The sequence below is a fragment of the Streptomyces sp. NPDC088707 genome (assembly GCF_044752725.1).
In the GTDB taxonomy this organism is placed as follows: Bacteria; Actinomycetota; Actinomycetes; order Streptomycetales; family Streptomycetaceae; genus Streptomyces.
Map to the genome: position 1 here is coordinate 37648 of NZ_JBIVLV010000021.1, position 12216 is coordinate 49863.

A 12216-nucleotide genomic window follows, 5' to 3' on the forward strand; every position below is an offset into this window, starting at 1 on the left:
ATGACCGAGACCCTGAACACCACCACCAGCAGCGAGCAGCCGGCCCCGGAGCTGTCGGGCGTCGACCTGGCCCGGGTCGCGCTGCACCAGGCCCGCGAGGCCGCCAAGACCCGCGGCGAGGGCGGCACCCGCAAGGCGAAGCGCCCCCTGCGGACGACGGTGCGGCGTGACGGCCGGGAGCCGAGCGGGTTCGCCGCCGTGCTCCAGGGCCTGATGGCCGACCGGGCCTGGGACATCCCGGCCGCCGGCGGAAGCATCCTGGACCAGTGGCCGGCCATCGCGGCCGCGCTCTCCCCGAAGCTGGCCTCGCACGTGACGGCGGTCGCCTTCCACGCGGAGACCGGCCAGCTGGACCTGCGCCCCGACTCGTCCGCGTACGCCACGCAGCTGCGCCTGATCAGCTCCCGGATCGTCGCCGCGGCGAACGACGCGGTCGGCACCCAGGCGATCCGCACCGTCCGGGTCCTGGCCGTGGGCGCCCCGGCCGCCCCGGCCCGCGAGGCGGTCACCGCGACGTCGGCGGCGGCCGCGCCCGAGGCGCCGGTGAAGACTCGCGACATGGCCGCACCCGGCTTCCACCGCGCGCTCACCGCCCACCAGGCCGTCCCGCGCGTCCAGCACGTCAGCTCGGGCGTCACCGAGGCGATCGAGCGGCAGAACCGGGCGATGCGCGAACTCAGCCGCCGCGCCTTCCCCGAGCCCGAGCCGGCCCCGGACGGCGGCCCGACTCCCCTCGAGGACGCACGTGCCGAGCGGCGGCGAGCGGCCGACGCCTCCCATGCCGCTGCACTGCGCCGGGCGCGAGCCGAGCGGGCGGGCGTAGCGTCCGGCACGACGGTGTCCCAGAGCTTCGCCAAGACCGCGTAGGATGGCGCCCCGCACCACGGCAGAGGTTTCAGAGGCTCTTCCAACTCCCTCACCGCCGGCACCAATCCGTCCCGTCGTGCATTCGGCGCGGGCCCGTGACCACCCGGTTTGACCGGACGTCACCGACGCTGCAACGATGCCGCCCCACAACCGCATACAGAGGCACTGAACGTTCGAGGTCGCAGCCGAGCTCTCTCACGTACGGTGCAAGCACCAAGGCGAAGGTTGATAGCTCCACCAAATCCCTCGCTGGCTCCACCCGCTCGAAGGCACACCCGCGCCCGGACTCTCCGGGCGCGGGTCTCTTTGTATGCCCCCGCCCCAACCCAGCCCTGCTCGTCCCGTGTCCGAGAGCCCCGGCAGCCGCCGGGGCTCTCCCTATATCCGGAGGTCCCCGTGACGGAACTCGCTTCCGCCGTACCCGCCTACGTCCTGCTCGCCGCGCTCGCGGTCATCGTCGTGCTGCTCACCGTGGTCGCCATCGTCGCGCGGGCGGTCGTGGCGAAGGCGCGGCCCGAGGACTTACCGCACATCCTTCCCGGCCTTGGCCAGGTCCTGGCCGCGCTGGCCCTCTTCCTCCCCTGGGGGCGCGCGACGCGGGGCCCGACCGTCGCGCCGCCGCTTCCCGCCCGGCCCGCGCGCAGAGGAGGCCGACGCCGGGGGTGAGCCGGGGGCCGGACTCGCTCAGCCGGCTCCCGTTCTGCAACGTCGCCATCGCCTTCCGCCGCTGTAAGTGCAACGCGCAGTGCAACACGCGCTGCAACAGAGGGCTGCAACACACCGCGTTGCAGCCCTGACCTGCACAAACGCCTATTGCGCCGCTTACCCGCCCACGTGTTGCAATCTCGCCAATCGCGCGATTCATGCGCGATTGGGTGAGCGAATCAATGCGCGATCCGCTATGATGTCTATTGGAGGTGACCTCTGTGTCCACTGAGAACGAGCTGTTCAGCGCTGTCGATGCGCTGCTGGAGCAAGTCGCACAGGACGACCTGCCGGCCCCTGCGGAGCGTAAGCGCCTGCGGGAGGCGGCGGGCCTGAGCCAGGCGCAGATCGCGAAGGCGCTGGACGCCCGCCGGGAGGCGGTGGGGAACTGGGAGACCGGCAAGACCGAGCCGCGGCCGCCGAAGCGCGCCGCGTACGCCCGGCTCCTGGAGGGCCTCGCCGCCCGCTTCCCCGCCCCGGCGACCAACACTGACGGGTCGTACGTTCCGTCACCGACCCCCACGTTCGCGGAGCACCTGGAGATGGAGGCCAGGGCGAAGGCGGACCCGAGGCCCTTCGTCCTGCCGTCCCTGCCGCCCATCCCGCCGCCGCTGGACGAGGCCCCGGCGGCCGAAGCGCCGGCGCCCCCGGCTGCTGCCGTACGCCCGGCGCCCGCCGCGAAGCCCGCCTCGTCGTCGCGGCGCCCGGGTGCGAAGAAGGCGGCGCCGAAGAAGACCACGGCATCGGCGGCCGCCGTCGACCCGCGCTTCGAGAACGGTCCGCTCGCGGTGATCGACGCCGACGCCGACGGGCAGGTGTCGGCGTACTGCGTCGGCGGCCTGGTCCTGGACGTGCCCGCCAAGACGATCCCCGCGCTGGTCGACTGGACGCTGACCGAGGCGAAGCTCGGGCAGGCCCGGCTGCACCGCAACGGCCGCGACGCCGACCCGATCCTCGTCCTGACCGCGTCCGCGCTGGAGCGCTTCGGCCTGCCGGTCGCCCTGTCGGAGGAGGAACGGCACGCGGGCCGGCTCCCGTCCGGCCACAAGGTGGTCAAGCAGATCGAACGGGCCGGGCTCAAGATGAGCCAGCGCGGCTTCGGCCCGTGGGCCCGCGTCTACCGCGACCCGGAGGGCTCCCGGCGCCGCTGCGTCCAGCTGTGCATCCTGCCGTGGAACGCCCTGGACGCCCGCGAGTGGGACAAGCGCGACGACCCGCAGCTGCCGACGATGCACCCGGCCGAACTCGTCCAGTACCTCGGTCTGTACGCGGCTCGGGTGATCACGCCGCGCGGCTCCACCGCGACGACCGGCCTGGAGCTGATGACCGCGCTGCGCCCGCCGACCCGCGCGCAGAAGGACGAGGCCACCGGGGAGTTCAAGCCCGCGTTCAACGATGACGCGATCACCGCCAAGTACGACGTCGTGCCGTGCGAGGTGCCCGACGAGCACCCGATCCTGAAGGACGCGGGGTTCGCCCGGCACCACATCCGCACCCCGGCAGAGATGCTGATGGAGGAGCCGTACGACTGGTGCCGACCGCTGACCGATGAGGAGTGCGCCAACCCGTACCTGGTCGTCGTCGACATCAACATGAGCTTCGCCGCGGCGGCGAACGGGCTCACGGTCGGGCTGAACGGACCGACCCACCTGACCGGCAACCCGAAGTTCGATCCGGCGCTGCCCGGCTCGTGGCTGGTCGACCTGAGCCACGTCGACCTGTCCCGATGCCGGGTCAACGGCCGCACGGTCGACGGCTCCCGGCTGCCGTCCCCGTTCACGCCGAAGGGCGACCACCCCGAGGGCCCGGCCTGGTACGCCACGCCCACCGTCGCCTACGCGGTGGAGCTCGGCTTCGACGTCGCGCCGATCGAGGCGTACGTGCGCACCCAGACCGGCCGCTACCTCGACTCCTGGTACAAGCGGCTGCGCGACGCGTACGTGGACACGATGGCCGACATGGGCGTCACCACCGACCTCCAGGGCCAGGAGTTCCTCGAGGCGATGGCGCGGCGCAAGCAGGTCGACCCGACGATGGCGCTGCTGGAGACCGCGATCAAGGCCACGGCGAAGGGCGCGATCGGCAAGCTCCGCCAGCGCTCCCGGGGCCAGGTGCCGTACTACGAGCCCTACCCGGCGCTGGACCGGTGGACGTGGCGCCCCGACATCCGGGCCGCCGTGCTCGCGAACCAGCGCACCGGCCTGCACCGCAAGCTGATGAAGACGGCGGCCGCCGCCGACCTCTACCCGGTCGCGATCGGCACCGACGCCATCGTCTACCCGTCGCCCGGCCCGTCGCCGCTGGACTGCCTGCCGTACACGCCCGAGGGCAAGCCGGCGCCCGGCGCGTTCCGGCTCGGGGTCTCGCCGGGAATGGTGAAGCACCAGGGCACCCAGACCGTCCTGTGGGCGGAGCAGCAGTTCGAGGAGCGCGGCGGCGTCTTCAACATCTCCAACCTCATCAAGACCGCCGACCCGACAGCCGGAGAAGGGGAGTAGGCCGTGGTGGACTCGCTCGGGGACAGTCTGGACCGCGCGCTGGAGGGGGCGTTCACCCGCCGCATCCCCCAGAGCGCCCAGGCGCAGATGAAGTACCTCGTCAAGCAGCTCAAGGGCACCAAGGCCGCCGCCCAGGCGCTCGGGATCTCCCAGCGCACCGTGGAGCGGTACGTCTCGGGCAAGCTCAAGCGGCCCCGCCAGGACCTGCGCGGTCGCCTGGAGCGCGAGGTGAAGAAGAGGTGGCAGCCGCAGATCCGCGCGAAGGCGAGGAAGAAGGCGGCGTCCACGGGCGGGCTGGTCGTCTCCACCCGCGCCCGCTTCGGGTTCGAAGCCGCTGGCGGCACGACCGACGACGCCCGGATCCGGGACATCACCCAGGCCCTGCCGCCCGAGTACGCCGACAAGCTGTTCACCGCACGGGAGCAGGGCCAAAGCGAGGACCAGCTCCGGCAGATCGCCGCCGACGGCCTGGCCCGGATGTACTTCCGGGCGAACAACTCCCGGGCCCACGGCCTGGGCGTGGAGTTCACCGACGTGGAGCGGCTCGACATCGAGCTGTGATCACCGCCCACGGCAGGGGCCCCGAACCGCGCGCCGGTTCGGGGCCCCTCCCATATGCCGTCGCCGTGTCAGCCGGCGGCGGCCTTCTTCTCGGCGAGCGCCTTCTTGGCCCGCTGGTAGTCCTCGTACGTCACGGCGTTCACCGCCTCCCTCTGGGCGAGCACCTTCACCACGTCGTCCTGCTTCATCGAGCTGCCCGCGAACTCCAGCATCAGCTCCACCATGGCCAGGCTCTTCCAGTGCCGCAGTTCCGCCTCGTTCAGGAGCTCCGGGCCGCCAGCCTCCATCATGTCGACCAGCCGCTCCCGGGCCCGCCACTCCCGGCGCCGACGCCACCAGCCACCGCCCGGCCGGTTCAGATCCCGCAGCTTGCGGATCTGCTCCACCATGGCCCTGATCTGCGTCTCCTGCTCGGGCGTCCATGCCTTCCCAGAGCCGTCAGCAAGCGCCTGGACGGCCTCCTGGGCGGCCTCGCTGCCGTCGCCCGGCCCGTCGCTGCTCAGCTGCTCCACGGCCGTCCTGAGCGCCGCTTTCGCCGCGCTCGCATCGTCGTGTTCGGACACGCTCTCCCCTTCTCCTCCGGAACGCGCAGCATGCCTGCCGCGCGGCGCCCCGGGCAATCGGACGGCCCGGCTACTGGGGCTCCGGGTCCGCCTCGCCCGGCGCGGCCGCCGTACGACAAGAACGTCGGCGGATGACGTCGGGCAGCTGGCGGGAGGCGGCGGCCGGGATGAAGAACAGCCCGGTCATGCCGAGTCCGGTCACGGCGGCGCTCAGCAGGCCCACCGACACCGACGGGTCGTCGACCGAGGCCACCCCGCAGAACACCGAGAAGGCGGCGACGAACACCAGCGAGGCGACGATCCACCGCTCCCGCAGCGAAGACCGGGTGCCGGCCACCACGCTCAGCCACCAGGTCCAGCCCGCCATCACGCAGAACAGGACGGCCGCCGGCGGCAGCAGCACGGGCGGCGCCCACCGCGCGACGTCGCCGCGGGGCAGCTCCTGCCCGGTGAGGTAGCCGACCTGGACCAGCCACACCAGGTACACCGGCACCTCGATCGCGATGACCACCCACATCAAGACCCGCAGACCCCGTAACGCGCCGCGCTCGCTCATCCCTTGGCCCTCCCCCTCGATCATCAAGTCCCAGGGAACGTAGCGGCCTGGCGGCGGCGCTCACCAGGGCGCGTTACCCGGAGGAGTGGCGATCAGCCGCAGGGTGCCCCATCGTCGTCGGCCTCTGTCCACAGGTCCGCGGCTGTGAGCTACCTCCATGACTGAGGAAGAGAAGGCAAAGAAGGCGGCGCAGGCGGCCAGGACGCGCGCCAAGATCATGGAGGGCTTCGCCCGTGCGGAGCGGAAGCTGTTCACCCGGCCCGCGCCGAAATCGCCGCGAGCGCAGATGAAATTCCTTCGCACGCGGGAGAAGGGCTCCACCAAGAGCCTCGCGGAGCGGCTGGGCGTCTCCCGCAAGACGGTGCAGCGCTACCTCTCGGGCGAGTCCACCAAGCCGAACAAGCGCCTCAAGGAGGCGCTAGTGCAGGAGACCGAGTCGGAGTGGCAACCGCAGGTCAGGGCACAGGCCAGGCAGCGCGCGGCGTCCTCGGGCGGGCTGGTCATCTCCTGCCGGGCGTCCTTCGGATTCGGTTCGGAGGGCACCTCGGACGCGGGCCGGGTGCGGGACATCAGCGTGGCCGTCAGCCCCTCCCACGCGGCCGCCATCATCGCCGCACAGGAGGATGGTGCGACGGACAGCGACCTGCACGACGTGGTTGCGGAGGCCATCGCGGACGCCTATTTCCGTCAAGGCGGTGGCGGCCGTGCGGGCCTGGAGGTGGAATTCGCGGACGTGGAGTGGTTGAAAATCGCGTTCTAGCAGCGCGGAATTAACGGCTGCGATAAACCTGTGTTGAGCTGACGCGCCCGTGCGCAACGGCTCGATATCCCGCCCTTTTCCCCGTGACGATTGAGAGGCTCGTGTGAGCACCCCTGCGCCCCGCTCCCGCCGACGTCCCCGCGTACCCGCGCCCGGCGCGTCCGCGCCCCGCCCGCCGGTCGACCAAGCGAAGATCGGCCGCAGCTCGGTCCGCCGACGCGCCACTGGCATGACCGCTACCGAGGCCGCGGCCGCGCTCGAGGACGCCCGGCTGCAGCAGCACATCGACCGTGATCGTGAGGACCTGGCCGACGATGAACGCGGCCCCGCCGAAGTCGCGGAGTGGGAACGCGTCGCGCAGCTGCTCGCCGCAACCGGCGGAACGTACGACCCGAAGGCCGACACCGTCGTCCTGGACGAGCTCGCCGCCGAAGCCGCGGCGGCCGCCGAAGCGGAGGCCGAACTCCGCGACCTGGAGATGGAGCAGCAGCGGCAGGAGTGGCTGCACTCCAACGGGCTGCCCGAACGCGCCCACATGCTGATGGCCCTGGAGAAGGCCGGCCTCCTCGGCACGACCGGTGCGCACTACGGCGCCGAAGGCCCGCTCGTGCTGCACGAACCCGAGGACACGGACGCGCTCGACTACCTGAACGAGTACGGCGAGTTCTACGAGATGTTCCGCATCCTGGAGGGCCGTGGCATGGCCCCTCCCAGGGACCCGGACGCCGTGCCAGCGTCCGTGCGGGCGCACAGCGCGCTCCTCCGAGCTATGGCGCGGGCCGGGGGGCTGGAGAGCTTCGACGTGGGCCACGCGGTCCGCCTGGCGCAGGCGGACCCGGACGCCGTCCTCGCGCTCGCCGCGTGGATCGGGACCCCCGCCCGGAGCAGCCGGTGAGCGCCGCCGACCGCGTGGTCGCCACGTGGGCGCAGTCGACCGGCTGCGGCACCCGCCATGAAGTGCTGACGGCCGGCGGCCAGGTCCACGTCGACTACACGCCACCGCTGGGGGAGCCCTGGTTCGAGGGTGACGACGACCCCGACTACAACCCGATCTGCTCGTGTCCGCGCGTCCCGCGCCAGCTCTGCATGGAGTGCGCCGGCTGCGCCGCTTGCGGGCAGTGCACCGGCCCGCACGTCTGGCCCCCGCTCCAGACCTGACAACCAGTTGTCACGCTCACCGAGAGTGATAGTCGGTTGTCACGCCCCCTGTCACGTTGCCGGAAGACCGCGTGACAGCACACGCCCGAAAGCCCTTCAATTCGGACATACAGGCGTGGATGCGGCCCGGAAACCCCCCTCCGGGCCGTTTCCGCGTGACAGGCGCGACAGCGTGACACCCCACCGGCCGGTGATCACGGTCCGTGTCGGTCGGCAGCGGGCCGGAAGCGCCGGCCCCGCGCCCTGCAGCGCCCTCACCGGTCCGGTTCGTCCGTACCGGGGTCCGGTGGCCCGGCCCGGCGATACCGTGGTGACACACGCCAGATGACAGCCAGGAGCCCCCGGATGAGCGAGCAGCCGGCCCTCGTGCCCGACCGCCAGCCCCTCGATGAGCACGCCGCCGCTTCCGCCCGCGCGTACGCGGCCGACCAGCGCGCCCGAGTCGACGTCCTCGCCTCGGTCCTCGAGGACATTGCCGCCAACGGCTACCCGTCCCCGGAGACGGGCGTGCTGTGGGAGGAAGCCCGCGACGCCCACCTGGACCGCCTCGCCGGTGAGCAGCCCCGTGTCGCCTGACCACGCCCCGCGCCGCTCCCAGGTCGTCCTGGTGGAGCCCGCGCTGAGCCAGCTGGCGAAGCTCACGGCGCGCGAGACGCACCGCCTGGACCGCGCGATCGTCGCGATCAGCGTCAACCCCGAGCTGGGCACCCCGGTGCCCGACACCCTGCTGCGCGACTACGTCGACGACGTCGACGGGGTCCGCGTCATCTACTACGTCACGGCCCTTCGGCAGATCACGATCGTCGCGTACGTCGAAGCCTGATCGACATGCAGCAGCGCCCCGGATCCGCTTGGGTCCGGGGCGCTGCTGTGTCTGCTGCTCGGTTGCTGCTGCTGGTGGTCGGGGGTGCCGGAGAGCGATGACATTTCGAAGGCCGGCCCCGGGCGCCGCACGGGTGCTGCTCGGGTAGCAGGCCGTGCTGCACCGGGGGCAGCACGCCGTGCAGCAAACGGTCGTTCGGCTGCTGCACGGCGTGCTGCGACCCTCAGTCGGCGGTGCCGGTGGCCCACCGCTCCAGGTCGCTCACCGGCTTCTTCAGCAGGGTGCGACGGCGGGACTGCGCGGTCGCACGGCTCTCCAGGTGCATCGCCTTCGCCAGGTCGGCGTGCGAGACCTCCTTGGCCGCCGGCTGACGCAGCGAGGCGTCCCGGACGGCCTCCAGGCGCTCCAGCAGCCCGGTGGCGCCCTCGATGGCGGCCGCGAGCTCCGCGGCGCTCGCACCGCCCGTACGCAGCAGCGCCAGGCCGTGCAGCGCGGCGGCCAACAGCGCGGCCAGCTGCTCGCCGTCGCTGCCGAGCGCGGCGACGTCCTCGGCGGCGAGCGGGACCAGGAGCTGCTCCTGGCGGTGGTTGTCGGACGCGGGGTCGGTGCTCACCGCGGTCTCCTTCCTCGGGTGGATCGGTCAGCGGTCGGCGACGGTCCAGCCCTCGCCGGGCCGGATACGGATGATGCCGCCGGGGGTGTGCAGCTGCCCGCCGCCCGCGCCCAGGCCCAGCGCGTCGATCTCGTTCAACAGCGCGGCGGCCTGCTCCGCGAGCTCGCGGGCCTGCGCCTGGCGGGCGCGGAGTTCCTCAGCGGTTCCGTTGAACACGGTGTCTCCCTCGTGGGTGTCGAGCGGCGGGGTCAGCGGGCGGGTGGTCTACAGCCAGCGGAAGAGGTCGCGGACCTCGGAGGCCGCGCCCGAGAGGTTGTCGGCGTCCAGGCGGGCGTCGAAGTCGAACGGGTCCTCCGTCTCGTCCATGACGTCCTCGGACGCGGCCGCCAGGACGTCGGCGAACCGCTCGTGGACGGCCGCCTCCTTCAGGGCCTGGAGCACGGACTCGCGGTCGGCGGTGCCCCGCTTGATGGCGTCGGCGAGCAGCCCGAGCGCGGCGGCCGCCGCCGGGGCCAGGTACGCCAGCTCGCTGTCGACGCCGCCCCGGTCGGCGCTGGTCTCGATGGCGGTGATGTCGGCGGCCTTCACGATCTCCGTGGACGTGTGCTCCATGACGGGCTCTCCTCTCGGCTGGCGGGGGGTCAGGCGGTCCGGCTGAGGTAGCCGGCGGCGACGTCGACGAAGGTGTCGTGGGCGACCTTCGCGGCCTCGCGGGCGGCGGTCAGGGCCTCGGTGCTGGCGTAGGCGTCGCGCAGCGCGTACGTCAGCGTGACCATCTCGTCGGCCGCGGCGCGCACCGCCTGGTCCTCGATGAGCACCCGCAGCGCGACCAGCGGGCGGGTGACGGCGGACCGGGTCATGTGGCTCTCGCCGCGCAGGGCCTCGATCCGCTCGGAGCCGGCCTGCTTGAGGACGGCGTCGCCGCGCATCCACATCGCCCGGCGGTGGTCGCTGACGGCGCAGGCCAGCGCGGTGACGGCCTCCAGCCGGTCGCGGCGGATCGCCTCGCCGTGGGTGACGCGGACGGACCGTTCGGCGGCGCGCTCCTGGAAACGCCCGCTGACGATCGAGCCGAGCAGCGTGCCGACGATGGCGAGGGCGGCGGTGACGAGGGTGACTAACACGGTGGGTTCCTCCCCTGTATGAACTTCAATACATGTATTGAAGTTCATACAGGAGGGAGGCGCAAGAGGGTCGCTCATGATTCTTTTCGCGGGGCCGCGACCTGCGCGTTTCCCGCCTGCGGGAACCGTGTGCGCGTATCTGACATACGCGTCCCGCGTGCGGGAAGCGGTGGAGCTCCCGGCCTTTGGCCCGGCCTTCCCCCCCAGGGGAACGATGTTCACGAGGCCCCGCAACAGCCTCGTCAGCTGCCCAGGGCCCGAAGGCAGTGTTCCTGCCGACACAACGCGGGCGGCTCCCCACCTGCGGTTTTCCCCTCCAGGGGAACGTTGTTCCACCTCTGCGTGGACAAATTCGGCCCCTTTGGCCACCCGTGCGGGGACAAACTCCCGCCCTGAGCTGGTCACCGACCTGCTGGTTTCCCGCCCAGGGGAACGATGTATCGCCCTCGGCGCACGCAGAAACGGCGCCGCACCGTGGGGTGCGGCGCCGCAGTGCGGGCGGTGTGGCTACGAGGCGTGGAGCTGCCGGACGGTTGCCAGGGGCGCGTCGTCGTCCTCGGGCTCGGTGGGTGCCGGCTGACCGGTGGCCTTGGAGCCCAGGCGGTAGAACTTCACGCCGACGGCCGTGTAGGCGAGCGCCAGCCAGCCGTTCTCGGCGAGCCGGCCGATGCTGCGCGAGGCGCTGGTGGTGCTCAGGCCGACCAGCTTCCCGATGTCCGTGGCGGTGCTGCGCACGGGCTCCCCGACCGGGACCGCGGTGGCGTAGTACATGAGGACCTTCAGGTCCGCGCCCTGCTTGAGCTTCGACCGCAGCAGGAGGTCGTTGAGCTCGCCGGCCTCCATGAAGCGCGGCGCGAACGGCTCGGCGATCGGCGACGTCATGACGCCTCCCTCTCCTTCTTCTCCGGCGGGCACGGGGTTACAGGGTGTCGGGCGTGCTGCGTAGCCCAGCGCTGCTGCCCCGAGGAGCCGTCGAAGGCGGCCCGGGAGTTCAGCTTGTAGAACTTCACCCGGCCCACCTGCTCGGCCTCCAGGAGGAAGCCTCCCCTGTTGAGGTTACCCACGGACCTGCTCACCGCGTTCGGACGCAACTCCAGGTCGTTGCCGATTTCGCGGAAGCTCCTGCGCAGCGGCTCGTCCCCGGACGGCGCGTTGAACAGGTAGTAGCCGTAGACCAGCTTGTCGTTCTTGGTGTAGCCGCTGCCCTTCTTCCACAGCGCGGCGCCCAGCTTCTTGCTGGCGTTGACGTGCCGACCGCCGCCACTCCAGTCGTACGGCTTGTCGTCCTCCTTCAGCAGCTCCAGCTGGACGTACTCGCCCGTGCTGGTGTTCACCGCTGGCCTTGCCCGGCTCATACCGCTCCTCACCTTGGGATTTCCCCTAGAGGGGAACGATGTACGCGGCCTGACCGTAGCGAGCATTTCCCCTCCAGGGGAACCCGCCACGCCGACCGGCGCCCGATCCGGACCACTGAGCGTTTCCCCTCCAGGGGAAAGGTGCGTCCCGATCTGCTACTCGAATAGCCTCGATTGATACATCACATGGCCTCTGACCTGCGACGATGCGTGTTCCCTCTATACGCACCTATCAGTGGGCTCCAGCCACCCCCTCGCGCGCGTGAGGGCCGGCCACCCGCAGCTCCGTCGATCCGCCCGCCAGGCCGCCCCAGCCTCACGAGACGGCGGGCCTCCTCGCCCCGCAGATCCTGCAGGCTCACAGCTCTCATCTACACCATCCCGGTTAATCACCGCAGAGCGTATCCGGTCGAATTACTCCCTATTTCCGGCGCTCTATTCTGGAGCTGCCATTCACTAATTGTCCGGCCTTTCTCTATTTCTCGCACACCACACCTCAGAAGTAATCCGCAGCCCGGTTTTTCCTGGTCAAGGGTGGTGCGGAACCATTCCAGTCTTAAGCTAGCTGCTATCTTTGAAGCACGCACCCGGATCGCCTACCCGCACCCTCTCCTACCTCTGTTCGGCCCGTCA

The 12216-nt window shown here is 71.4% G+C and carries 17 protein-coding genes; 9 read left to right on the forward strand and 8 right to left on the reverse strand.

Translation table 11 applies throughout. The annotated features are described in order from the left end of the window. The 4 genes from ACIP84_RS37960 to tpg (ACIP84_RS37975) all read left to right on the forward strand — a co-directional run bounded on the left by ACIP84_RS37960 (position 1) and on the right by tpg (ACIP84_RS37975) (position 4631). Positions 1-867, forward strand: coding sequence for a DciA family protein (locus ACIP84_RS37960; protein WP_401804818.1), 867 nt, complete (start codon positions 1-3; stop codon positions 865-867). Positions 868-1263: 396 nt separating this feature from the next. Beyond that, positions 1264-1533, forward strand: coding sequence for a hypothetical protein (locus tag ACIP84_RS37965; RefSeq protein WP_401804819.1), 270 nt, complete (start codon positions 1264-1266; stop codon positions 1531-1533). A gap of 260 nt (positions 1534-1793) precedes the next feature. Further along, positions 1794-4070: a telomere-associated protein Tap gene (gene tap, locus ACIP84_RS37970; RefSeq protein ID WP_401804821.1), complete on the forward strand. Its 2277-nt coding sequence runs from the start codon at positions 1794-1796 to the stop codon at positions 4068-4070. Between the two features lie 3 nt (positions 4071-4073). Next, on the forward strand, positions 4074-4631 hold the full coding sequence (gene tpg, locus ACIP84_RS37975) for a telomere-protecting terminal protein Tpg (protein ID WP_401804824.1): 558 nt from the start codon (positions 4074-4076) through the stop codon (positions 4629-4631). Between the two features lie 68 nt (positions 4632-4699). On the opposite strand, the gene ACIP84_RS37980 is transcribed toward tpg (ACIP84_RS37975), so the two are convergent. Both ACIP84_RS37980 and ACIP84_RS37985 read right to left on the reverse strand, forming a co-directional pair. Then, positions 4700-5194, reverse strand: a complete 495-nt coding sequence (locus ACIP84_RS37980; protein WP_401804827.1) for a hypothetical protein — start codon at positions 5192-5194, stop codon at positions 4700-4702. A 70-nt stretch (positions 5195-5264) separates the two neighbouring features. Beyond that, a complete protein-coding gene (locus ACIP84_RS37985; RefSeq protein WP_401804829.1) occupies positions 5265-5750 on the reverse strand; it encodes a hypothetical protein in 486 nt (161 codons plus the stop codon). Positions 5751-5907: 157 nt separating this feature from the next. Between ACIP84_RS37985 and tpg (ACIP84_RS37990) the strand changes: the two genes are divergently transcribed. From tpg (ACIP84_RS37990) to ACIP84_RS38010, 5 genes are all read left to right on the forward strand, one after another. Continuing rightward, positions 5908-6510, forward strand: a complete 603-nt coding sequence (tpg, locus tag ACIP84_RS37990) for a telomere-protecting terminal protein Tpg (RefSeq protein ID WP_401804832.1) — start codon at positions 5908-5910, stop codon at positions 6508-6510. 229 nt (positions 6511-6739) lie between these two features. Beyond that, positions 6740-7405, forward strand: coding sequence for a hypothetical protein (locus ACIP84_RS37995; RefSeq protein ID WP_401804834.1), 666 nt, complete (start codon positions 6740-6742; stop codon positions 7403-7405). Beyond that, a complete protein-coding gene (locus ACIP84_RS38000) occupies positions 7402-7668 on the forward strand; it encodes a hypothetical protein (RefSeq protein ID WP_401804837.1) in 267 nt (88 codons plus the stop codon). The genes ACIP84_RS37995 and ACIP84_RS38000 overlap by 4 nt, the downstream gene beginning before the upstream one ends. A gap of 345 nt (positions 7669-8013) precedes the next feature. Then, positions 8014-8244, forward strand: a complete 231-nt coding sequence (locus tag ACIP84_RS38005; RefSeq protein WP_182854134.1) for a hypothetical protein — start codon at positions 8014-8016, stop codon at positions 8242-8244. Continuing rightward, positions 8234-8491, forward strand: a complete 258-nt coding sequence (locus ACIP84_RS38010; protein ID WP_366870515.1) for a hypothetical protein — start codon at positions 8234-8236, stop codon at positions 8489-8491. Before ACIP84_RS38005 ends, ACIP84_RS38010 begins: the two co-directional genes overlap by 11 nt. A 223-nt stretch (positions 8492-8714) precedes the next feature. Here ACIP84_RS38010 and ACIP84_RS38015 read toward each other — a convergent pair whose 3' ends face one another. From ACIP84_RS38015 to ACIP84_RS38040, 6 genes are all read right to left on the reverse strand, one after another. Next, the gene (locus ACIP84_RS38015; protein ID WP_401804840.1) at positions 8715-9104 is read right to left on the reverse strand and encodes a hypothetical protein; all 390 of its coding nucleotides are present in this window, start codon (positions 9102-9104) and stop codon (positions 8715-8717) included. A gap of 27 nt (positions 9105-9131) precedes the next feature. After that, the gene (locus ACIP84_RS38020) at positions 9132-9320 is read right to left on the reverse strand and encodes a hypothetical protein (RefSeq protein WP_401804842.1); all 189 of its coding nucleotides are present in this window, start codon (positions 9318-9320) and stop codon (positions 9132-9134) included. A gap of 48 nt (positions 9321-9368) precedes the next feature. Next, positions 9369-9716 (reverse strand): hypothetical protein, encoded by a 348-nt coding sequence (locus ACIP84_RS38025; RefSeq protein WP_401804843.1) that lies wholly within the window; start codon positions 9714-9716, stop codon positions 9369-9371. Positions 9717-9745: 29 nt separating this feature from the next. Further along, positions 9746-10228 carry a hypothetical protein gene (locus ACIP84_RS38030; RefSeq protein ID WP_401804845.1) on the reverse strand — a complete coding sequence of 161 codons (483 nt, stop codon included), beginning with the start codon at positions 10226-10228 and terminating at the stop codon, positions 9746-9748. 507 nt (positions 10229-10735) lie between these two features. Next, positions 10736-11110, reverse strand: coding sequence for a hypothetical protein (locus tag ACIP84_RS38035; protein ID WP_401804848.1), 375 nt, complete (start codon positions 11108-11110; stop codon positions 10736-10738). Beyond that, positions 11107-11562 (reverse strand): transcriptional regulator, encoded by a 456-nt coding sequence (locus ACIP84_RS38040; protein ID WP_401804851.1) that lies wholly within the window; start codon positions 11560-11562, stop codon positions 11107-11109. Before ACIP84_RS38040 ends, ACIP84_RS38035 begins: the two co-directional genes overlap by 4 nt. Positions 11563-12216 lie beyond the last annotated feature (654 nt).